We start from the raw sequence: 20,563 nt of genomic DNA on the forward strand, positions 1-20,563 counted from the left end.
CGTGCGCTTCGGCGAGGAACGCCTGTATGGAGAGCTCGCGCCGCTCTATGCGGCCTGGGCCGCCCGTTGACCGTTGTCGCCGGCAGCGCGATCGGGCGGTGTCCGCCGGCGCTCGACGCCGATTCAATTTCGTGGAGAACTGTATGAATGTTTCGATTACGCCGGACGTCACGGTCGGCAACAGCTTGCCGTTCGTGCTCTTCGGCGGCCTCAACGTGCTCGAGAGCGTCGAGTTCACGCTGTACGTCTGCAGCCGCTATGTGGAAGTCACGCGCCGCCTCGGCATTCCGCTGGTGTTCAAGGCTTCCTTCGACAAGGCGAACCGCTCGTCGATCCACTCGTATCGCGGCGTCGGGTTCGACGAGGGGCTCAGGATCTTCGAAGAGATCAAGTTGCGGTTTGGCGTACCCGTGATCACGGACGTGCACGAGGTGTGGCAGGCCGAACCGGCCTCGCACGTCGTGGACGTGCTGCAGGTGCCGGCGTTCCTCGCGCGCCAGACGGATCTCGTGGTCGCGATCGCGCGGACCGGCAACGCGGTCAACATCAAGAAGCCGCAGTTCATGAGCCCGACGCAGATCGAGCACGTCGTATCGAAGTGTCGTGAAGCCGGCAACGACAAGGTGATCCTGTGCGAGCGCGGGGCGTCCTTCGGCTACGACAATCTCGTCGTGGACATGCTGGGGTTCCGCCAGATGCGCGACGCGACGGGCGACTGCCCGGTGATCTTCGATGTCACGCACAGCCTCCAGATGCGCGATCCGCACGGCGCCGCATCGGGCGGCCGGCGGCGCCAGGTGCTCGATCTCTCGCGCGCCGGGATGGCGGTCGGGCTGGCCGGCCTGTTCCTCGAAGCGCATCCGGAGCCCGACCACGCGCGCTGCGACGGCCCGAGCGCGCTGCCGCTCGCGCAACTCGACGCGTTCCTGCAGCAGGTCAAGGCGGTGGACGATCTGGTCAAGCGGTTTCCGCCGCTCGATATCCGGTGAGCGGCGCGACGTATCGCGGGCCCGTGCGCCTGGTGCTGTTCGACGTCGACGGCGTGCTGACCGACGGCACGTTGCACGTGACGGCCGACGGCGAGGTCATGAAGCGCTTTCACGCGCACGACGGCGTGGCGGTGGCGCTGCTGCGCGCGCACGGCATCCGCAGCGGCATCCTGTCGGGCAAGCACAGCGGCGCGCTGGCGTGGCGGGCGGCGCAGCTCGGCGTCGACGTGCTGGTGACCGGGTGCGACGACAAGGCGGCCGGCTACGCGGACATCAAGGCGCGGGAGCGGATCGACGACCGCGAGATCGCGTATGTTGGCGACGACGTGAACGATCTGCCGGTCATCGAACGCGTCGGCGTGTCGTATGCGCCGGCCGACGCGCATCACCTCGTCCGGGCGCGCGTCGATCATGTCGCCGGCACGGCCGGCGGCCGCGGCGTGGCGCGCGAGGTGGCCGAACATGTGTTGATCGGCGCGGGCTTGTCGCTCGACGATGCATACCGGCCGTTGCTCGAACAATGGAGCGGTCATGACGTCATTCAATAACGGGCGCCCGCTTCATGTCGTGATTCCGGCCCGGTACGGTTCGACCCGCCTGCCGGGCAAGCCGCTCGTCGACCTGGACGGCGAGCCGATGATCGCCCGCGTGCATACCCGTGTGAGCCGCGCGCTGCCCGGTGCGGACATCGTCGTCGCGATCGACGACGCGCGCATCGCGGAAGCGCTCGACGCGCGCGGCATCCGCTTCGCGATGACCGGCGCCCATCATGCGTCGGGCACCGACCGCGCGGCGGAACTCGCGCGTGCGTCCGGCTGGCCCGACACCGACGTGGTGCTCAACGTGCAGGGCGACGAGCCGCTCGTTCCCGAGACGCTGCTGAAGGCCTTCGCAGGTTTCTGCGTGGCGGCGCCGGACCTCGGCATCGCGACGGTGGCGTGCCCGATCGGCGATGCCGCGCTGCTCGACGAACCAGGCATCGTCAAGCTCGTCGTCGATCGCCGCGGCCGTGCGCTGTACTTCTCGCGCGCGGCGATCCCGTTCTGTCGCGACGGCCGGCCGGCGGGTGCGCACCTCGGCGGGCACCTGCGGCATATCGGTCTGTACGGTTATGCCAATGCAGCGTTGCAGGCACTGGCGCATACCGCGCCCTGCGAACTCGAGCAGCTGGAGCAGCTCGAGCAGTTGCGCGCACTGTGGCTCGGCATGCCGATCGACGTGATGCGCTGGCCCGATGCGCCGCCGGCCGGCGTCGATACGCCCGACGACGTGGCTCGCGTCGTCTCCCTTCTCAAACGGCAAACCCAAGATGAGACAGAACCATATTGAATCCGCCCGGCAGGTCTTCGAGATCGAATCGCGGGCACTGGCCGGCGTCGCCGCGCGTCTCGACGCGAATTTCGACGCGGCGGTCGAGACCATCCTCGGGTCGCGCGGCCGCGTCGTCGTGTGCGGCATGGGCAAGTCCGGTATCGTCGGCCGGAAGATCGCCGCGACGCTGTCGAGTACGGGGACGCCCGGCTTCTTCATGCATCCGGGAGAGGCCTATCACGGCGATCTGGGCATGGTGACGCCGGACGATACGTTTCTCGCGATCTCGAATTCGGGGGAAACCGACGAGGTGATCAAGCTGATTCCGTTCCTGCGGAACAACGGCAACGACCTGATCGCGCTGACCGGCAATCCGTCGTCGACGCTCGCGAGCGCCGCGCGGGTCCATCTCGACATTGGCGTCGAACGCGAGGCGTGCCCGCTGCAGCTCGCGCCGACCGCGTCGACGACGGCGACGCTCGCGATGGGCGATGCACTGGCGGTCACGCTGATGCGGGCGCGCGGTTTCCAGCCCGAACACTTCGCACGCTTCCATCCCGGCGGCTCGCTCGGCCGCCGGTTGCTGTCCACCGTCGACGACGAAATGGCGTGCGGGGACCTGCCGTTCGTGACGGAGGACACGTCGACGCTCGACGTGCTGGACGCGATGACGCGCGGGCGGCTCGGGCTCGCCATCGTGAAGCGGGACACCGGCTGGGGCATCGTGACCGACGGCGATGTCCGCCGCGCGATCGAGCGGCACGGCGATGGCGTCCTGCGGCGCACGGCGGCCGACCTGATGTCGATCGAGCCGTCCACGGTGCCGCCCGGCACGCGGGTCGAGGATGCGTTGCTGCTGATGCAGCAGCAGCGGATCGGCGCGTTGCTGGTGTCCGACGGCACACGCATCGTCGGCGTATTCAAGAAGTAGGCGCGGGCGCTCGACGCGCGCCCGTGCGCGGGCGGCGGCGTGCTACTGCAGGCTTTGCGTCAGCGCCCTGGATGCGGCGTCCTGGCGAAAGCGGGGGACGCGCAGGAACGTAATGAAATTCGAGTCGTGCTGGCTCGCTGCACCGCCTTCCGGGTCGTCGAACGCGACGCGGAGCACCGCGACGAGGTCGTCGCCGTCGAATTGCCAGTCGACGTACTGGAAGCCGTGCCGTTTTGCGTCGGCGTGTTGCAGCAGGACCCGCCGGGCGGTCCACTGCCTGAGATCGGCGGAGGACAACAGCACCAGCGTGTTGCGGACGCGCTCGAGGTTCGCCTGGCCGACGCTTTTCGGCACCGCGTTTGTGATCGTCCAGTACTGTTTCGACCGCGGGTCGAAGCGAATCGTGAATTTCTTTCCGGCGCCCGGCAGGTCGACGAAGTCGCGCGCCGGGTCGAACGACAGCGTCCGGCCGTCCCCGCCGGTCGCGACCAGCGCGGCCTTCTCCGGGCCGTTCGCGGTATTCACGCGAAGCATGACGGCGGGTGCAGCGCCTGGCCTGCCGACGACGTTGCCTTCTTCCCACGATTCGAACTTGCCGTCGAGCCAGCGCTTGTCCGACGGCAGATGAACGGACGCGCGCCAGTTGCGCGCATCGAGCAGATCGCGATCGGCGGGCGCGGACATCACCAGCGCGCGCAGGTCGCCGTCCTCGACGCTTTCGTACGCGCGCCAGACCCGCCCGCGGTCGACGAGCACCGGAACCGGCCCGGTGATATAGCGGCCGGGATACGGCAGCATCCCGGTGGCCGCATCGACCGGTGTGGTCCAGGTTGCGCCGCCGTCGTCGGATCGGCGAATGGACGGCGTGCCCATCGAGCGGTTGGTGCCCATCAGGTACAGCGCGCCGTTCAGCACGAACAGCGACGACCAGTATTGATCCGGCACGTCGCCGAGCCTGGACCACGTCGCGCCTTTGTCGTGCGACGTGAACACGGACACGTGGTTTTGCGATGCGGCGGCGCCGAACGTGTCGAACGTCGCGACATAGTCGCCGTTCGGCAGCACGGCCAGCGACGGCGAGCCGAGATAGACGCGCGTGGCCGCCCGGCTGTGCGCGACGACCTGGCCCGGCGGCGCGGGCACGGGCTCGGCGTGCGATGCCGTCACCGTGCCGCACACGCACAGCGCCGCGAGGAGCGACCGCGTCGCCGCGACCAGGGACGGCGGATATCGGAATGAGGTCATGTCATGTGTACCAGCGGTGTGCCGCCGGACGCGCTCGGGCCCGGGCGCTTGACGATGCGCCTGCGTGGCGCGTCCTGGTCGGCCAGCACGACGAACAGCAGGAGGGTGAGCCAGAGCATGCCATAGAGGACGTGATACTTGAACAGCAGGATCGGCAACAGATAGAGCAGGTATTTCCGTCTGCCCTTGCGACGAAACAGCACGAACAGCGTACCGAAGAACGCGGCGAAACCGCCGGCGCCCGCGGCGAACACGAGGTAGATGTAGAACGAGCTGTCCCGCACCTGGTAGCCGCGCAGGTGCGTTTTCCCGACGTTGTTCCGTTCGTCCCAGAACAGGCCGCCGCCGAACACGCCGGCGACCGCGTCGCGCTCGGTCAGTTCGGTCAGCACCAGCGTCCGGCTGCCGACCGCATCGTAGTCGACGGACTGGTTGACGCGCTGGTCGTACACGCTGTAGAGCCATGGCATGCAGGCGAGCGCGATGACGATGACGGCGATCCGGGTCCGCAGCCGCCCGCGCCCGGTGAGGACGTGCAGCCCGCACAGCGCCGCGCATACGGCCATCGATGCGACCGAGAAGCTGAGCAGTGCGGTGGCGAACCCAACGATCGGCGCGAGCGTCATGCGTCGCTGCGACAGCAGCAGGATCACCGCGCTCGGCACGACGGTCATCGCATAGAAGGACGGTTCGGAATACAGGCCCAACGCGCGGATCGAAATCAGGCTGTCGCTCAGTGCCTTGGTCGCGTAGAGCGCTTCGGAGTCGGATTCGCGGATATAGCTGTCGAAGTCGATGAAGTTGCCGGTCGCGAGGTAGTAGACGAGTTGAAACGTGAAGAACGCGGCGTGGACGTAAATCAGCGTCCTGCACGCCACGTCGAGCGAGTGCCGCGTGAGTACGCCGCCGGCAAACATCCAGTAGCTCAGCGCGATATACGTCTGGATCAGCAGGAACTTGATGTAGAAGTTCACGTAGAAATCGCCGAACGCGGACAGGATGAACGCGACACAGGTGCTGATCAGCCAGTACGCGCAAACCGGAAACAGGTGCCGCTGGCGCGTCATCAAGGTCGGCGCCCGGAGAAACGCGAGCGCGCAGAGCAGGAAGTACGCGACGAAGGTCGCCCGTACGCTGAACGCATTGAGGGAGAAGAACAGTACGCTGGCTGAAAATAGCAAGGTCGACATGCGTGCGCCCGATCGGGGAATCCGGATGTGCCGCATGCCGGCCGTTCCGGCGCTGCGCGGCGAGTGGCCGTGCGACATGGGCGGGACGCCCGTCAGTCAGGGCGGGCTCGCCGGTTCGCACGAGGCATGCGCGCCCGCGGTGCGGGACGGCGGGCGCGCATTCAGGCGAACAAGCATAGATGGCTGGACGGCCGGGCGAGCCCGGTTGTCCGATCGCGGCGAGGTTCTGTCTTTTTTCGGCGGGATCGGCCACACGGATCGGGCGCGCGCCCGCCGGTCGAGCGGACACTTCGCGTCGTCGCACGGCACGGCACGGTCACGCGGAGCCGCGACCGTCAGGGTGGCATGACGAAGCGCCCGCACAGAAATGGCGAGTACAGCTCGATCGCGGCCTGGATCGGCGCGTGACGGCCATAGGCGACGGCCGACACGGCAAGCAGCGAACCGGTGGCGAGCAGGCGATACCGGGCGTCGACGCGCGGTGCACCGTGCCGCCGCACGAACGACAGCGCGACCATGGAGCCGACGATCCAGCCGGCGACGACTTCCGACGGCGTATGCGCATCGTCGAACACGCGGGCGACGCCGATCAGCGCACCGAGCGCCAGCCCGAGCGACAGCGACGTGCCCGGCCGGATCGGCGTGCAGCCGGCCAGCGCAAATGCGCAGGTCATCGGCCATACCGCCGACGCCAGCATCGTGTGTCCGCTGATCACGCGGAAATCGAGCGCGCGAACCTGGATGCCGCAGCCGGCATACAGCAACTTGGTGGCGCCGACCAGCGCCATGCCCGCGGCCAGCATCAGCGTCCATGCCGCCGCTCCATGCCGCCCGGCGTTCGAGCGCGTCAGCCAGACGATGCACGCGACGGCAAGCGGCAGGGTCAATGCCGCGTCGCCGAGATCGCTGACGGCCGCCCACATGACTGCGTTCCCGACAGCCGCGCTCAGGCGGCCTGCAGCGCCGACAGGCGCATGGCCAGATAACTCTCGAAATCCGCGGCCACTTCCGGGTGACGCAACGCGAACTCGACCGTCGCCTTCAGATAGCCGAGCTTGCTGCCGCAATCGAAGCGCGTGCCGTCGTAGCGATGCGCGAGCACCTGCTCGTCGGTCAGCAGCGACTGGATCGCGTCCGTCAACTGCAGTTCGCCGCCGGCGCCCGGCCGCAATGCACGCAGATGTTCGAACACCTTCGGCTTCAGCACGTAGCGGCCGACCACGCCGAAATTCGACGGCGCCTTCGCGGGCTCCGGTTTCTCGACGATTCCGGACAGCTTGAAGAGGTTGTCCTCCCAGCGCTTGCCGTCGATGACGCCATAGGATTTCGATGCCTCGGGCGCGATTTCCTCCACGCCGATCACCGACGCGTGATAGTGATCGAATACGTCGATCATCTGGCGCAGCACGGGCGTGGGGCCGTCCAGCAAGTCGTCGGCGAGGATCACCGCGAACGGCTGGTCGCCGACGAGCTTTTCCGCGCACAGCACGGCATGGCCGAGCCCCAGTGCTTCGGCCTGGCGCACGTAGAAGCAGTCGACGTGGCTCGGTTTGATGCTGCGCACGAGCGACAGCAGTTTTTCCTTGCCGCGCGCTTCGAGTTCGGCCTCGATCTCATAGGATTTGTCGAAGTGGTCTTCGATCGCCCGCTTGCTGCGGCCGGTCACGAAGATCATTTCGGTGATGCCGGCGTCGATGGCTTCTTCGACCGCATATTGAATGAGCGGTTTGTCCACGACAGGCAGCATCTCTTTCGGGCTGGCCTTGGTCGCAGGCAGAAATCGCGTGCCGAGACCGGCAACCGGAAATACGGCTTTCGTCACTTTCAACATGATTTTCGGATTCCATCCGTTCAGGACTGTTACCAACAATGCCGATGGCAGGCGGCGACGCGCGAATACCGTCGTCGGTCGCCGGCGCTGCGCCGATCGCGCGAACGGGTCCGCGCGCCGTCGGAAAATCGTAGAGGCGTTCGGGTTTCGGGAGGTGACCGAATCTAGGCTGAATCCGCCAGAGATGAATGTCGATTCGCGAAATGCGAATGCCGGTTTCCAGTGTGTCGGATGCCATCTAGGAATTGTCGGGATGACGCCGGCCGCATGACATAGATTCGGGCATCTACTATTGGACGGAACGGTCGCGGCGCCGCGCTTGGCGGCCACGGAACCGCCGTCGGCTCGGGAGCGGCCATGACCGGACAGGGCGATATCTTTGATGCAATCGCGGAATTCAACCGCGCCTATCTCGTGTTGGCGCAGCGCATGTTGCGTGCCGATTACGAGCAGGGCAAGCGGCAACTGGGTATCTCGGACGACATTGCCGCGTCCATCGTGACATTGACGCCGGATCAGATCGAGGCAATTGCGGCGAGCGGCGAGTTGTTCTGTGAATTTCGCATCGAGCACGCGCCGGGGCGCGCGTGATCCTTTTTCCGGGTTTCCCGAATGGACGTTCCGGCTTCGCGAGTCGCGACACCGTGTTGCGCATCGCCGGCGCCACGACGGTCGCGCGCATTCGGTCTTTTATAACGCAATGAAAGTGTGGAGGAAGTGCATGTCCGGTTATCGCGAATTGAAGGCGCAAGCCGACGAGTTGATGAAGCGTGTCGAGGAAGCGCGGCTCGCCGAACTCGAGGTCGTCATACAGGAGGTTCGCAACCGTGTCGCCGAATACGGGCTGACCGCGAGTCAGATATTCGGCCGCCCGGGCGGCACCGGAAAGAGGGGCGCGCGAGGGACCGCGTCGGTGCCCAGGTATCGCGATCCGAAGACCGGCGCGACCTGGAACGGGCGCGGTCGCGAGCCTGGCTGGATCAAGGGTGGGCGCCGGGAACGCTTCCTGATCGAGCGCAACGCCGGTTGAGCGCGTAACGGCAAAGCGGGCGGCGGCGAGTACGGCGAAATCGTCGATCTGGCGAACGGGGCGTCTGCTGATTGTCGGCTGTTGGATGGCGCGTTGCCGTGGGCGATCGACGCCGTCGTCGCCGCCACGCAGTTGCGCGAACCGAGCGAACTGAGCGAACTGAGCGAACTCAGCGAACTCAGCGAACCGAGCGAACCGAGCGAACAGAGCGAACCGAGCGAACAACTCGCGGATCGTCGCTGAACCGCGACGTCGGCGCTGCCGTCGCAGCTACGAACCGTTATCGACCAGCAGCATTCTTCAACTGCCCGGGCATTGCTTCGCCCAGCTTTTCCAGCAGGAAGTCTGCAAACACCGTGACCGCGGGAGCCAACGGCGGCCGGCTCGTATAGACGAGTTGCAGCCCGAGGTCGCTGCTCGACCGTCGATAAGAAGGCAGCACGCGCACCAGCTTGCCCTGCTCGATGCCCGGTTCCGCGAGCAACTGCGGCAGCAGCGCGACCCCGAGCCCGGCGATGCAGGCCTGCACCACCACGCGCATGTCGTTGACCGAGAAGCGGCTGTCGATCGAGATTTCCTGGGTGCCGCGCGGCCCTTGCAGGCGCCACATGCTGCGGCCCTGGCGGCCGGACACCGTCAGGCAGTCGTGGTCGGCCAGGTCGCGCGGCGTGCGCGGCGCCCCGCGCCGTTCCAGATACGCGGGGCTGGCGGCGAGGATCATCGTGCCCGGTGCGATCCGGCGCACGCGGAAGCTGCCGCCGGTCTCGATCCCCATGCGCAAGGCCAGGTCGATGCGCTCGCCGATCAGGTCGGACGGCGTGTCGTCGAGCAGGAAGTCGATGCTGATCTGCGGATAGCGCGCATAGAACTCCGCCAGCCATTCCAGCCGGAAAATTTCGAACAGGCCGGCCATCGCGGTCACGCGCACCGTGCCGGACGGTTCCTGCCCGTCCGCATGCAGCCGCTCGATCTCGAAGATCCGGTCGAGCGCCGGCGCATAACGCTCGAACAGCGCCTGTCCCTCGGTGCTCGGCGCGAGCTTGCGGGTCGAGCGATGCAACAGGCGCGTGCCGAGCTGCCCCTCGAGCTGGTCGATGCGCCGGCTCAGCGTATTCGCCGGCATGCGCAGGCGGCGCGCGGCCTCCGAGAAGCTGCCGGCGCGGACGACCTGGACGAACAGCGCGAGGTCATTCAGATCGAGCATCGGATTCCTCCAAAAATGGATTAATCAAATCCTATTTATCCGTCTAGTGTAAAGCAGCTTCCATCGCCATACTCCTCTCACACTACAGACGAACCTTTACGTTCCAGGGAGAAAGAGTTGAAGAAGCATTGGATGATTGCAGCGGGCGCACTGGCCGCTTCGCTGTCGCTGTCGGCCTTTGCCGAAAGCACGACCTACCAGTTCGACCCGAGCCACACGTACCCGAGCTTCGAGGCCGACCACATGGGCGGCGTGTCGGTCTGGCGCGGCAAGTTCGACAAGTCGAGCGGCACCGTGACGCTCGACCGCGCGGCAAAGACGGGTACGGTCGACGTGACGACCGACATCGCGTCGATCCACACCGGCAGCACGAAGCTCGACGAGCATCTGCAGACGGCCGAGTTCTTCGACGTCGCCAAGTTCCCGCAGGCGAACTACAAGGGCGCGATCAAGTTCGACGGCGACAAGCCGGTGTCGGTGGTCGGCAACCTGACGCTGCATGGCGTCACGAAGCCGGTCACGCTGAAGATCGATTCGTTCAAGTGCATGCCGCACCCGATGCTCAAGCGTGAAGTGTGCGGTGTCGACGCCGTCGGCGAATTCGACCGCAGCGATTTCGGCCTCGACTATGGCAAGCAGTACGGCTTCAGGATGAAGACGAAGCTGCTGATCACGGCCGAAGCGCTCAAGCAGTAATCCCGTTCGGAGAACACACGCATGAACCTGCTCCATATCGATTCCAGCATCCTCGGCCAGGGCTCCGTCAGCCGCGAACTGTCGGCGGAAGTCGTCGCGACGTTCCGTGCCCGCGATCCGGGCCTCACGGTCACGCGCCTCGATCTCGCCGCCACGCCGATCGGCCATCTGACGGCGGACCATCTGGCCGCCGCGCAAGGCGCCCCGATTTCCGACGCGCTGAAGGCGGACGTCGAGATCGGCCAGCGCGCGCTCGACGCATTTCTCGCGGCGGACATCGTCGTGATCGGCGCACCGATGTACAACTTCGGCATCGCGTCGCAACTGAAGGCGTGGATCGACCGCATCTCGGTGGCCGGCACGACGTTCCGTTACGGCGAGAACGGGCCGGTCGGGTTGTGCGGCGGCAAGAAGCTGGTCGTCGCATCGTCGCGCGGCGGCGTGTACAGCGAAGGGTCGCCTGCTGCGGCGTTCGATCATCAGGAAACCTATCTGAAAGCGGCTTTCGGGTTCCTGGGCATCACGGACATCACGTTCATCCGTGCGGAAGGCGTGGCGATGGGGCCCGACCTGCGCAGCGGCGCCATCGCCTCGGCGAAGGAAGCGGCGGCCGCGCTCGCGGCCTGACGCCACGCGACCGAGCCGACCACCGGAGAATCACCATGTCACATGCCACCCAGCCCGCCGACGTTGCCGTCGCCGGCCGTCACGTCATCTTCCGCACACGCGGCCGCGCACACGGGCCGATCGTGCGGATGGTGAGCCCGTCCGACGTCGGCGAGATGATCAAGCCGTTCGTCTTTCTCGATCTGGTCGACACGCAAGCATCGCTCGGGTCGGGCTTCGGCTGGCATCCGCATTCGGGGATCGCCACGCTCACGCTCGTGATCGACGGTCGAGGCAGCTATGCCGAATCCACCGGCCACCAAGGCACGACCGTCGCGGGCGACATCGAATGGATGAGCGCCGGGCGCGGAGTCTGGCATACCGGCACCGTCGTGCCGCCGGTCAAGGTGTTCCAGCTGTGGGTCGCGTTGCCGCCGGAGCGTGAGCTGGCGCCGGCCTTCAGTCAGCACCTGTCGATCGCCGACATCCCGTCGGACGGCCCGGCGCGCGTGCTGCTCGGCCGCAGCGGCGACGCGGTCAGCCCGATCGATGCGCCGCCGGGCATGCACTACGTCGTCGTGCAGCTCAAGGCCGGCGAACGCTGGACCTGCCGGCCGCAGCCGGGCTGCACCGTCGGCTGGGCCGCGGTGATGGACGGCAGCTTGCGCGTACCGGATCCGGTCGGGCGGGGCGAACTGGTGGTGTTCGATGCGTCCGACGCCCCGATCGAATTCGAGGCGGCGACCGATGTGCGCTTCGTGGTCGGCACGGCCGTCCCGCATCCGCACGACCTGCATCTGGGCAACTACTCGGTGCACACGAGTGCAGCCGCGCTGGTGGAGGGCGAGCGCGAAATCGTGCGCATCGGCCACGAACTGCGCGCGAAGGGCGCGTTGCGCTGATTTGCCCGCGCGGCATCCGGTCCGTATGGAACCGGGTGCGCGACGGATTCAGGCCGGCCCGGCGGTGTCCGTTTCGGCGTCGAACGCCGTAGCGGCGCCGCGCGCCTCTTTCAGCGAGCCGGCCAGCTTCCCGATCGCGTCCAGGTCCAGTGCATCGAGGTGTTCGCGCACGTCCTGCACGAAGGTCGCGTAATCCGGCTCGTCCGCATACTGGCCGAGCCATTCCTCGATATCGGTCAACTGCCCGTTGTCGGCCAGCAGGATCAGTTGGTCGAGCGCCTCGTCGGGCGGGCACGGCATCACGGGCGCGGGGAGCGCCGGTTCGCCATCGCTGTCCGGATCAAACCGCCGGACGAGTTCCGACACCGGCACGAGCGCGTGCCCGACGGCCGGCGCGACGATCGCGAACGAGAAGGCCGTGCCGACGCCCGGCTGACTGGCCACGGCCAGCTCGCCACCCATCGCGCCGACGATGCGCTGCGCGATGAACAGGCCGAGCCCGGTGCCGCCGTTCACGGCCTGCACCTGCTGGTACGCACGGAAGATGTCGCGGTTTCCGCTGATGTCGATCCCGATGCCCGTATCGGCCACTTCGAACCGCACGCGCCACATGTCGCCTTCGCGCGCGGCATGAATCGACAGCGTGACCGTGCCGTCGCGCGTGAACTTCGATGCATTGGACAGCAGGTTGAGCAGCACCTGCTGCAGCCGCATGCCGTCGATCGACACCGTGCGCGGCAGCGGCGTGGCCGGCCGGTAGACGAACCGGTTGTCCTGCTGCGCGCACAGCGCGACCGCATAGTGGCCGATGTCGTCGAGCAGGCCGGGCAGGTCGGTTGCATCCGGCGACACGCCGAGCGGCTGCAGCTCGGCCTTCGTGAACGCGAGCAGCTCGTCGATCAGCGTGAGCTGGTAGCGGATGCTGCGGTCGATCGACCGGATCAGCCGCGCCTGGCCGTGCGTCGCGCCTTGCAGCAGCAGCTTCGCGTAGCCGTTGATCGTGGACAGCGGCGCGCGCAGGTCGTGACTGACGTAGCCGAGCGTCTCGATCTTCTGCTGCATGTGGGTCGTCACCTGCTGCAGCGCGTCGTTGAGCGCGAGCGTGCGTCGTGCGACTTCGTCGCGCAGGCGATCCTGTTCGGTGAGCTGCCAGTGCTCGAGCTGCTTCCTCGCCTCGGTGCGCTGGCGGCCGACGTGGTGGATCCATGCGGCCAGCACCAGCAGGTGCGTGGCGAGACCGATGACCGCGATGACGGGGTTCGGGAAGATGTCGGATTTCAGCCAGTTGAGCGCGGGCGGCAGCGTGTTCATGCCGTCGAGCACGCGGATCAGCATGTTGAAGGTGGCGATCGCGATGGCAATCAGCATCACGCGGCCGGTCGGCGTCCGGCGGATCGCGAGCATCAGCGCGAGGCTGATGTTGACGATCCCGACCAGCGCGTTCAGCCGCAGGCAGAACCACGTGAACGTCAGCAGGTCGCCGCACGCGGCGCCGACCAGGCCGACGGCTTCGAGCGCGAGGAACGCCATGTAGATTGCGCGCATCGGCAGCTTCGTCTGCTCGCGCCGGGCGACCATCAGGATGAACACGATGAAGCAGGAGACCGCCAGGTACGCGAAGATTACTTCGCCGCGCGCCGACCATTCACGCAGCGCAGGCGGCAAGGCCATCGCCAGATAGCCGCGGTAAGCCGCTTCGAACAGCGTCGTGCCCAGCGCCAGCGCGGCCAGCACGTGGAACACGCCGCTGCGCGAAAAGAACCCGACCAGCAGCGCGCACCACATGAGCGCGAGCAGCCCGCCGAAGAAGCCGAAGTCCCACATCGTCGCGCGCCGTTCGAGCGCATCCCACGCCGCATGCGTGAACGCGGCCGGCGCGAGCCGCATTTCCTTGCGCGACGTGACGCGGATCAGCACGGGGAGGCTTTCGCCGGCGCGCAGCGTGACGTCGAGCGTCGGGTAGCGCGACGGCGGCCCGGCGACATCACCGCCGGCGCTGGTGGCCGGGAAGCGGCTGTCGAGTGTCCACCGGCCGTTCTGGCCGATATAGAAATCCACCTGGTCGACGCGCGCGTCGCGAATCGCGAGCACCAGCGGGCGCGCGGCGCTGTCGCGGTTGGTCAGCGTGGCGCGAATCCACCACGCCGATCGCGAGAATTCGACGTTGAACGACGACGTGCCGGCCACCGGCGTGCCATGAACCGGATCGGCGAGCCGTGCGGCGACCTGATCGGCGGACATCGTGGTGCTCGCGTCCTCGAATACCGACACGGCGTCCAGTTGCGCCGGATTCGGCGTCGACGCGGCGCGCGCCGTCGCGCAGGTGACGGCCATCGCGAGCAGAAGCAGCAGCATCGCGCGACATCCGGCTGCCCATGCCGCGTGGCGCCTAAACATCGTGGTGGTGCTCCCCGGGTGTGGCGGGCGGGGCATTGACCGCATGGCGCTGGCGCCGCCAGTCGGACGGCGTGATGCCGAAGCGTTCACGGAAGGCGGTCGCGAAGTTGCCGGGCGTGGAAAAGCCGATTTCCTCGGCGATGTCGCCGATCCCCATCGACGTCTCCGCGAGGAAGTGCATCGCGGCGCGCAGGCGCGTGTCGCGCAGATATTCGAACACGGTCTGGCCGAGATGGTCGCGGAACACGCGGGACAGGCGCTTTTCGTGCGTGCCGACCTGTCGGGCGAGCTCCTCGAGCGCCGGCGGATGGCGCAGGTCGCGCAGCAGGACCTCGGACGCCGCGCGCACGAGGGCCGCATCGGGGTTGTCGGGCAACTCGGGCAGATGCGCGAACGGCTGGCTGCGCCGCGCCCGTTTCAGGTGATTGCGGATCCGGGCCAGCACTTCGGTCGGCTCGAACGGCTTGATGATGTAGTCGATCGCGCCGGTTTCGAGCCCGGCGATCCGATCCTCGAGATCGCCCGCGGCCGTCAGGATGATGACCGGGATCGATTGCGTCGAAGGCGTCGACGCCAGCAGGCGGCACGCGGCGAAGCCGTCCATGCGCGGCATGCGGACATCCATCAGGATCAGGTCGGGCGCGATCGCCTGGGCGCGGTGATACGCCTGCAGCCCGTCGAACGCGACGCTGATCCGGCACCGTGCGGCGCGCAGGATTTCGGTCAGGAGCCGCAGGTCGTTCGGGCGATCGTCGACGACAAGAATATGTGCGTCAGCAAGATCAGGCGTGGGACGAGGCGACGCCGAACTGGACGAGCGGGATGACATGGTTGCGGATGCGGTGGAAGGGTAGCCGGTCAGGATGAGGCATCGCTGTCTGCGCGATTGTTGCGAAAAATTATATGCCGACAACAGCTCATATTGTGAGGATTCCGCGCGCGCCGTGGGGGCTTGTGCGACAGGGCGTTGCGTGTCGGTCGCCTCGGCGTTCCGTCAAATGAAATGGGGGCGGAAAAACGTGCCGAATTGATTTTTAATGATCGGTCTTTATTTCCGGATTAATTTGTAGGAAATTGAATTGCCGCAGGTGAGGAATCAATTTTTCTAGCGTCCGCAAGTTGATGCGTTCCATGTAAAGAATATGAAGTAGATGTGGTTTGATTGATTAATTTTTTTCCAATGAATGATTGGAATCGTGTTAGTCAGGAAATCGCAATTTGCTCCGGAATGTATTAATGCAAATGCCGTCCGCTCCGGAAAAGTATTTTTCTGCTCTGGAAAAGGTTCGTTCCGGCGGATGCCCGCACACTAGCCCCGGCGCGGCTGGAATCGGTTCTTTGAAACGGTCTGGATCGCGTGGGTCGCAGGCCGAGGTTCAATCCCGATGCATGCGATACCAATGAGACATTGATTGATGCGCGATCCCATGATATGGGATCGCGTCGACAAACGAATAGCGGGCACGAGGATAAAGCAGATTTCATCATTCACCCAATACGTTGCTATATAAGAGAAGTTGGTGAGTGGTGGGGTGTGGTTGGGTATGGGGCGCCGGTCGAGACGAAATCGTCAAGGAAATTCGCTCGATTAATTCGGTGCAGGGGTCGTCCGGCAAGTCATCGATGCTGTTCCGGGAATCCGGAAAATGCGTTTGAATGCCGGACGGAAAGGGTGAGTGGCTGCGCATGGGCCGTCCGAGGGTTCGATCCATCGGGGGACGGTCGCGCGCGGCGCGCTTTCGAATCAGGCGGGCACGAAAACGATGAATACAGCAGGCATGACAGGCCAACGCACCGGTTCGCACGAACCGGCAGCGCGTGCTTCAGTCCCGGGGATCGCATGGCGTCATCCTCCTCCTGAATGAAACAGGGCGGGCCGCCCTCGGGTGCGGGCCGGCTTCCGCCCATCTGGCGTCCGAGTGACGCTTTCCCATGAGATTCGAGGTCGTCGCGGGTTCGGCGCGATGGCGCACGCGCGTGCGGATGAACGGCACGCCCAGCGTCTTGCTGCCGGGCTTGCCGTGTCGGCTTCCATGATTCGATAACCGGCGATCGTCGCCTTGCATCGTGTCGACCGGCACGGGCGGCGTGCGGTCGCGTGATCGCGATATCCATCGCGCGTGTCGTGCAGCGTTACCTGGCTGTTTAGTTAGTGATCCAAAGTGAGTAGCGGGGCGTCGCGAGACGGACGGGAATGTGTAGAGGACGTTCTCGCCGGCTGCCGTGTTCGCCATTGCGTCATCCAGCACATGAGAACCGAGGGAAGACAAGATGAACAAGTCGTTCAAGTCGATCTGGAACGAAGCATTGGGAGCCTGGGTTGCGGCTTCGGAGCTTGATCGTGCGCGCGGCAAGCGCGTCGCGTCGTCGCGTGGCACGCCGGAGCGTGCGGTGGACGGAGGAGCCGCGGCGCGCGCGGGCACGCCTTCGGCTCCGACGCTCAGGCGGCTCACCGCGCTGATGGCGTCCGCGTATCTCGCGCTGTTCCATGTCGGCGCGCACGCGCAGTACAACCCGGATGGCGGCACGGCCACTGGCGGCGTCTCGTCGATCGCGATCGGTGTCGGCTCGAGTGCCGCGCAGACGAATTCCACCGCATTGGGCAACCTGTCGACGGCACAGGGCGTGTCGGCCACGGCACTCGGCCCGGGCGCGCATGCGATGGGTGACGCCTCGACGGCCGTCGGCATCAACGCGCAGGCGACCGGCGTCAACAGCGCATCGATGGGCGTGCAGGCGATCGGGTCGGGCGATTACTCGGTTGCCATCGGCAACCTCGCCAGTGCGACGCAAAGCGGGGCGACGGCGATGGGCAGCGGCGCGGCGGCGACCGGCGTGTCGGCCATCGGGCTCGGCAACAATGCGCTGGCTTCCGGCCAGTACTCGGCCGCGCTCGGGCTCGGGGCGAGCGCGGTCGGTGCGCAAAGCGTCGCGCTCGGCTATGCGACGCACGCGACCGGTACGGGCAACGTCGCGATCGGCAACCAGGCGACGAGCACGGGCGCGTCAGGCGTCGCCGTGGGGAGCGGCTCATTGGTGACCGGGAATTCCAGCATCGCGATGGGTATCAACAGCGGCGCGAAGGGCGTGACGTCGATCGCGATCGGCTGGGGCGGGACCGCCGGCGTACCGGGGTCGGGCACGCAGTCGCTCGGCACCAGTTCGATCGCGCTGGGCTCGGCCACGACGGCCGGCGCCGATACCGCGATGGCGTTCGGCCTGAACGCCAACGCGTCCGGCGTCAGTTCGATCGCGATGGGCGTGCAGTCGAGCGCGACGCAGCAGTTTGCGACCGCGCTCGGCAATCTCGCGCTTGCGAGCGGCGTGTCGGCGAGCGCCCTGGGGCCGGGTGCAACGGCGTCGGCGACGAATGCGACGGCCATCGGCATCAACAGCGTCGCGGCGGCGGGTTCCACCGTGGCGATCGGCGACAGCAACTCGGTCGCGGCCGCGGCGGGCGCAGGCTCGATTGCCGGGGGTAACAACTCGAAGGTGCTGGGCGGCCTCGGTGCCGTTGCGCTCGGTCTGGGACAGACGGTCAGCGGCAACGGTGCGGTGGCGATCGGCGACCCGAGCACCGCGATCGGCACCGGCGCGGTCACGGCCGGGTCGAACAATACGGCGAACGGCGACGGCGCGGTTGCCATCGGCAATTCGAACATCGCGCAGGGCACCGGCTCGCTCGCGCTTGGCAACACGTCGACGGCCGCGGCGGCCGGTGCGGTCGCGTTCGGTGCGTCGGCCGTCGCGAACAATGCGGGCGATGTCGCGCTCGGTTCGGGTTCGACGACGGCCGCGCCGAATCCGACCGCAAGCGCGACGATCGGCGGCGTGACGTACACGTTCAAGGGCACGACGCCGACCAGCGTCGTCAGCGTCGGGGCGGCAGGCACCGAGCGTCAGATCACCAATGTCGCGGCCGGGCGCATCAGTTCGACGAGCACGGATGCGATCAACGGGTCGCAGCTCGATGCGACGAATCAGGCGGTGAATTCGCTGTCGACTTCGACGGCGTCGAGTGTCAGTTCGTTGTCGACGGGGGTGTCGTCGTTGTCGACCGGGTTGAGCTCGACCAACAGCGCGGTGACTTCGTTGTCGACTTCGACGTCGACGGGATTGTCGTCGGCCAATAGTGCGATCACGTCGCTTTCGACGTCGACTTCGACGGGCATCAGCTCGCTGTCGACGGGGTTGAGTTCGACCAACAGCTCGGTGACGTCGTTGTCGACTTCCACGTCGACGGGCCTGTCGACGGCCAATAGCGCGATTACGTCGCTTTCGACGTCGACTTCAACGGGCATCAGCTCGCTGTCGACGGGGTTGAGTTCGACCAACAGCTCGGTGACGTCATTGTCGACGTCCACGTCGACCGGATTGTCGACGGCCAATAGCGCGATCACGTCGCTGTCGACGTCGACCTCGACCGGCATCAACTCGTTGTCGACGGGGTTGAGTTCGACCAATAGCGCAGTGACGTCATTGTCGACGTCCACGTCGACCGGATTGTCGACGGCCAATAGTGCGATCACGTCGCTGTCGACGTCGACCTCGACCGGCATCAGTTCGTTGTCGACGGGCTTGAGCTCGACCAACAGTTCGGTGACGTCGCTGTCCACCTCGACCTCGACGGGTATCAGCTCGCTGTCTACCGGCCTGAGCTCGACCAACAGCGCAGTGACGTCATTGTCGACGTCCACCTCAACCGGCCTGTCGTCGGCCAACAGTTCGATCGCATCGCTGTCCACGTCGACGTCGACAGGCATCACGTCGTTGTCGACGGGATTGAGTTCGACGAACAGCGCTGTTAGCTCATTGTCGACGTCCACGTCGACCGGCCTGTCTTCGACCAATAGCGCGATCACGTCACTGTCCACGTCGGCTTCGACCGGCTTGAGTTCGACCAACAGCTCGGTGGCTTCGCTGTCGACGTCGACGTCGACGGGCATCAGTTCGCTGTCCACGGGCCTGAGCTCGACCAACAGTTCGGTGACGTCGCTGTCGACGTCGACGTCGACGGGCATCAGTTCGCTGTCCACGGGCCTGAGCTCGACCAACAGTTCGGTGACGTCGCTGTCGACTTCGACGTCGACGGGCATCAGTTCACTGTCCACGGGCCTGAGTTCGACCAACAGCACGGTCACGTCGCTGTCGACTTCGACGTCGACCAGCATCAACTCGCTGTCCACCGGCCTGAGTTCGACGACCAGCGCGATCTCGTCGTTGTCGACCTCGACCTCGACGATCGTCGGTTCGCTGTCCACCGGCCTGAGCACGACGAACAGCAACGTCACGTCGCTGTCGACCGCGACCTCGACGAGCATCGGGTCGCTGTCGACCGGGCTCAGTTCGACCACGAGCTCGATCGCGTCGCTGTCGACGTCGACCTCGACGACCGTCGGCTCGCTGTCCACCGGCCTGTCGAGCACGAACAGCAACCTGACGTCGCTGTCCACCGCGACATCGACGGGCATCGGTTCGCTGTCGACCGGCCTCAGCTCGATCGCCAACAACAACACCAACCTCGGCAACAGCACGGCGGGCGCGATCGGCGGCGGGGCCACCTACGATCCGACGACCGGGAAGATTTCCGCGCCGTCTTACGTGACGTACAACAGCGACGGCTCGACGACGATCAACAACAACGTCGGCTCGGCGATCGACAACCTCAACGCGCACGGCATCAAGTATTTCCACGCGAACTCGACCGCGCCGGACAGCCAGGCGCTCGGCGTCGACAGCGTCGCGATCGGCCCGAATGCGATCTCGAAGGTGGACGGCAGCATCGCGCTCGGTTCGGGTTCGGTATCCGACCGTGCGACGACGCCGGCGTCGGGCATCATCCGCAACGGCACCGCAGCGATCCCGTTCAACACGACGGACCAGACGCTGCTCGGCGCGGTGTCGGTCGGCGACGCGACCAGCAAGACGTATCGCCAGATCACCAACGTCGCGGACGGCACCGGCCAGCAGGACGCGGTCACCGTGCGGCAGCTCACCGGTGCATTGCAGTCGTTCGCGGTCACGGGCCAGAAGTATTTCCACGCGAATTCGACGGCGGCGGATTCGCTCGCCGTCGGCGCGGAATCGGTCGCGGTGGGGCCGACGACGGTCGTCAACGGCGACAACGGCGTGGGCATCGGCAACGGTGCGATCGTCGACCAGACCGCCCCTGGCGGCGTCGCGATCGGGCAGGCGGCGAGTTCCGCGCAGGCCGACGCGGTCGCGCTCGGC

Annotated in this window: 18 protein-coding genes; 11 read left to right on the forward strand and 7 right to left on the reverse strand. The window is 66.4% G+C overall.

The annotated features are described in order from the left end of the window. Positions 1-143: 143 nt before the first annotated feature. From kdsA to G3N93_RS14730, 4 genes are read left to right on the forward strand one after another with little or no spacing between them, the layout of a single operon-like run. Positions 144-989 carry a 3-deoxy-8-phosphooctulonate synthase gene (gene kdsA, locus G3N93_RS14715; RefSeq protein ID WP_206121586.1) on the forward strand — a complete coding sequence of 282 codons (846 nt, stop codon included), beginning with the start codon at positions 144-146 and terminating at the stop codon, positions 987-989. Then, positions 986-1,537, forward strand: coding sequence for an HAD family hydrolase (locus tag G3N93_RS14720; protein WP_206133343.1), 552 nt, complete (start codon positions 986-988; stop codon positions 1,535-1,537). The genes kdsA and G3N93_RS14720 overlap by 4 nt, the downstream gene beginning before the upstream one ends. Further along, on the forward strand, positions 1,521-2,318 hold the full coding sequence (kdsB, locus tag G3N93_RS14725) for a 3-deoxy-manno-octulosonate cytidylyltransferase (protein ID WP_206133344.1): 798 nt from the start codon (positions 1,521-1,523) through the stop codon (positions 2,316-2,318). Before G3N93_RS14720 ends, kdsB begins: the two co-directional genes overlap by 17 nt. Next, positions 2,299-3,231 (forward strand): SIS domain-containing protein, encoded by a 933-nt coding sequence (locus tag G3N93_RS14730; RefSeq protein WP_174938572.1) that lies wholly within the window; start codon positions 2,299-2,301, stop codon positions 3,229-3,231. Before kdsB ends, G3N93_RS14730 begins: the two co-directional genes overlap by 20 nt. Before the next feature lie 42 nt (positions 3,232-3,273). Here G3N93_RS14730 and G3N93_RS14735 read toward each other — a convergent pair whose 3' ends face one another. The 4 genes from G3N93_RS14735 to galU all read right to left on the reverse strand — a co-directional run bounded on the left by G3N93_RS14735 (position 3,274) and on the right by galU (position 7,497). Then, positions 3,274-4,476: a sialidase family protein gene (locus G3N93_RS14735; protein WP_206133345.1), complete on the reverse strand. Its 1,203-nt coding sequence runs from the start codon at positions 4,474-4,476 to the stop codon at positions 3,274-3,276. Next, positions 4,473-5,702 (reverse strand): hypothetical protein, encoded by a 1,230-nt coding sequence (locus G3N93_RS14740; protein WP_374196463.1) that lies wholly within the window; start codon positions 5,700-5,702, stop codon positions 4,473-4,475. Before G3N93_RS14740 ends, G3N93_RS14735 begins: the two co-directional genes overlap by 4 nt. 299 nt (positions 5,703-6,001) lie before the next feature. Further along, positions 6,002-6,589, reverse strand: coding sequence for a phosphatase PAP2 family protein (locus G3N93_RS14745; RefSeq protein WP_206133347.1), 588 nt, complete (start codon positions 6,587-6,589; stop codon positions 6,002-6,004). Positions 6,590-6,612: 23 nt separating this feature from the next. Beyond that, entirely contained in the window at positions 6,613-7,497 is an 885-nt protein-coding gene (gene galU, locus G3N93_RS14750; RefSeq protein WP_174933802.1) for a UTP--glucose-1-phosphate uridylyltransferase GalU, read from the reverse strand. Between the two features lie 429 nt (positions 7,498-7,926). On the opposite strand from galU, the gene G3N93_RS14755 reads away from it, so the two are divergent. The 3 genes from G3N93_RS14755 (at position 7,927) to G3N93_RS14765 (ending at position 8,770) form a co-directional block, all read left to right on the forward strand. Then, a complete protein-coding gene (locus G3N93_RS14755; protein WP_241011439.1) occupies positions 7,927-8,088 on the forward strand; it encodes a flagellar transcriptional regulator FlhD in 162 nt (53 codons plus the stop codon). 130 nt (positions 8,089-8,218) lie between these two features. Then, positions 8,219-8,527 (forward strand): H-NS histone family protein, encoded by a 309-nt coding sequence (locus G3N93_RS14760; protein ID WP_174933382.1) that lies wholly within the window; start codon positions 8,219-8,221, stop codon positions 8,525-8,527. An 81-nt stretch (positions 8,528-8,608) separates the two neighbouring features. Next, positions 8,609-8,770, forward strand: a complete 162-nt coding sequence (locus G3N93_RS14765) for a hypothetical protein (RefSeq protein WP_206133348.1) — start codon at positions 8,609-8,611, stop codon at positions 8,768-8,770. 37 nt (positions 8,771-8,807) lie between these two features. Here G3N93_RS14765 and G3N93_RS14770 read toward each other — a convergent pair whose 3' ends face one another. Continuing rightward, positions 8,808-9,731, reverse strand: coding sequence for a LysR family transcriptional regulator (locus G3N93_RS14770; RefSeq protein ID WP_206133349.1), 924 nt, complete (start codon positions 9,729-9,731; stop codon positions 8,808-8,810). Between the two features lie 117 nt (positions 9,732-9,848). On the opposite strand from G3N93_RS14770, the gene G3N93_RS14775 reads away from it, so the two are divergent. Genes G3N93_RS14775 through G3N93_RS14785 form a run of 3 tightly spaced genes read left to right on the forward strand, consistent with a single transcriptional unit; the run spans position 9,849 to position 11,935 of the window. After that, entirely contained in the window at positions 9,849-10,427 is a 579-nt protein-coding gene (locus G3N93_RS14775; protein ID WP_206133350.1) for a YceI family protein, read from the forward strand. 21 nt (positions 10,428-10,448) lie between these two features. Continuing rightward, complete coding sequence (locus tag G3N93_RS14780) at positions 10,449-11,054, forward strand: FMN-dependent NADH-azoreductase (RefSeq protein ID WP_174938585.1); 606 nt, start codon at positions 10,449-10,451, stop codon at positions 11,052-11,054. A 35-nt stretch (positions 11,055-11,089) separates the two neighbouring features. Continuing rightward, the gene (locus tag G3N93_RS14785; protein ID WP_206133351.1) at positions 11,090-11,935 is read left to right on the forward strand and encodes a pirin family protein; all 846 of its coding nucleotides are present in this window, start codon (positions 11,090-11,092) and stop codon (positions 11,933-11,935) included. Positions 11,936-11,983: 48 nt separating this feature from the next. Here G3N93_RS14785 and G3N93_RS14790 read toward each other — a convergent pair whose 3' ends face one another. Both G3N93_RS14790 and G3N93_RS14795 read right to left on the reverse strand, forming a co-directional pair. Continuing rightward, positions 11,984-14,332 carry a sensor histidine kinase gene (locus G3N93_RS14790; RefSeq protein ID WP_206133352.1) on the reverse strand — a complete coding sequence of 783 codons (2,349 nt, stop codon included), beginning with the start codon at positions 14,330-14,332 and terminating at the stop codon, positions 11,984-11,986. After that, positions 14,325-15,161: a response regulator gene (locus G3N93_RS14795; RefSeq protein WP_011350064.1), complete on the reverse strand. Its 837-nt coding sequence runs from the start codon at positions 15,159-15,161 to the stop codon at positions 14,325-14,327. The genes G3N93_RS14790 and G3N93_RS14795 overlap by 8 nt, the downstream gene beginning before the upstream one ends. Before the next feature lie 1,442 nt (positions 15,162-16,603). Here G3N93_RS14795 and G3N93_RS14800 point away from each other — a divergent pair. Then, positions 16,604-20,563 (forward strand): ESPR-type extended signal peptide-containing protein (locus tag G3N93_RS14800; protein WP_206133353.1); only part of this gene is annotated, 3,960 nt, incomplete at its 3' end.

Source organism: Burkholderia sp. Se-20378, from assembly GCF_017104665.1.
Taxonomy (GTDB): Bacteria; Pseudomonadota; Gammaproteobacteria; order Burkholderiales; family Burkholderiaceae; genus Burkholderia; species Burkholderia lata.

Excerpts from the sequence above, each read along its gene's own strand:
- G3N93_RS14735 (WP_206133345.1), bottom strand. The coding sequence starts at position 4,476 with ATGACCTCATTCCGATATCCGCCGTCCCTGGTCGCGGCGACGCGGTCG.
- G3N93_RS14780 (WP_174938585.1), top strand. The coding sequence starts at position 10,449 with ATGAACCTGCTCCATATCGATTCCAGCATCCTCGGCCAGGGCTCCGTC.
- G3N93_RS14755 (WP_241011439.1), top strand. The coding sequence starts at position 7,927 with ATGTTGCGTGCCGATTACGAGCAGGGCAAGCGGCAACTGGGTATCTCG.
- kdsA (WP_206121586.1), top strand. The coding sequence starts at position 144 with ATGAATGTTTCGATTACGCCGGACGTCACGGTCGGCAACAGCTTGCCG.
- G3N93_RS14760 (WP_174933382.1), top strand. The coding sequence starts at position 8,219 with ATGTCCGGTTATCGCGAATTGAAGGCGCAAGCCGACGAGTTGATGAAG.
- G3N93_RS14795 (WP_011350064.1), bottom strand. The coding sequence starts at position 15,161 with ATGTCATCCCGCTCGTCCAGTTCGGCGTCGCCTCGTCCCACGCCTGAT.
- G3N93_RS14770 (WP_206133349.1), bottom strand. The coding sequence starts at position 9,731 with ATGCTCGATCTGAATGACCTCGCGCTGTTCGTCCAGGTCGTCCGCGCC.
- G3N93_RS14730 (WP_174938572.1), top strand. The coding sequence starts at position 2,299 with ATGAGACAGAACCATATTGAATCCGCCCGGCAGGTCTTCGAGATCGAA.
- G3N93_RS14785 (WP_206133351.1), top strand. The coding sequence starts at position 11,090 with ATGTCACATGCCACCCAGCCCGCCGACGTTGCCGTCGCCGGCCGTCAC.
- kdsB (WP_206133344.1), top strand. The coding sequence starts at position 1,521 with ATGACGTCATTCAATAACGGGCGCCCGCTTCATGTCGTGATTCCGGCC.
- G3N93_RS14790 (WP_206133352.1), bottom strand. The coding sequence starts at position 14,332 with ATGTTTAGGCGCCACGCGGCATGGGCAGCCGGATGTCGCGCGATGCTG.
- galU (WP_174933802.1), bottom strand. The coding sequence starts at position 7,497 with ATGTTGAAAGTGACGAAAGCCGTATTTCCGGTTGCCGGTCTCGGCACG.
- G3N93_RS14740 (WP_374196463.1), bottom strand. The coding sequence starts at position 5,702 with ATGCGGCACATCCGGATTCCCCGATCGGGCGCACGCATGTCGACCTTG.
- G3N93_RS14745 (WP_206133347.1), bottom strand. The coding sequence starts at position 6,589 with ATGTGGGCGGCCGTCAGCGATCTCGGCGACGCGGCATTGACCCTGCCG.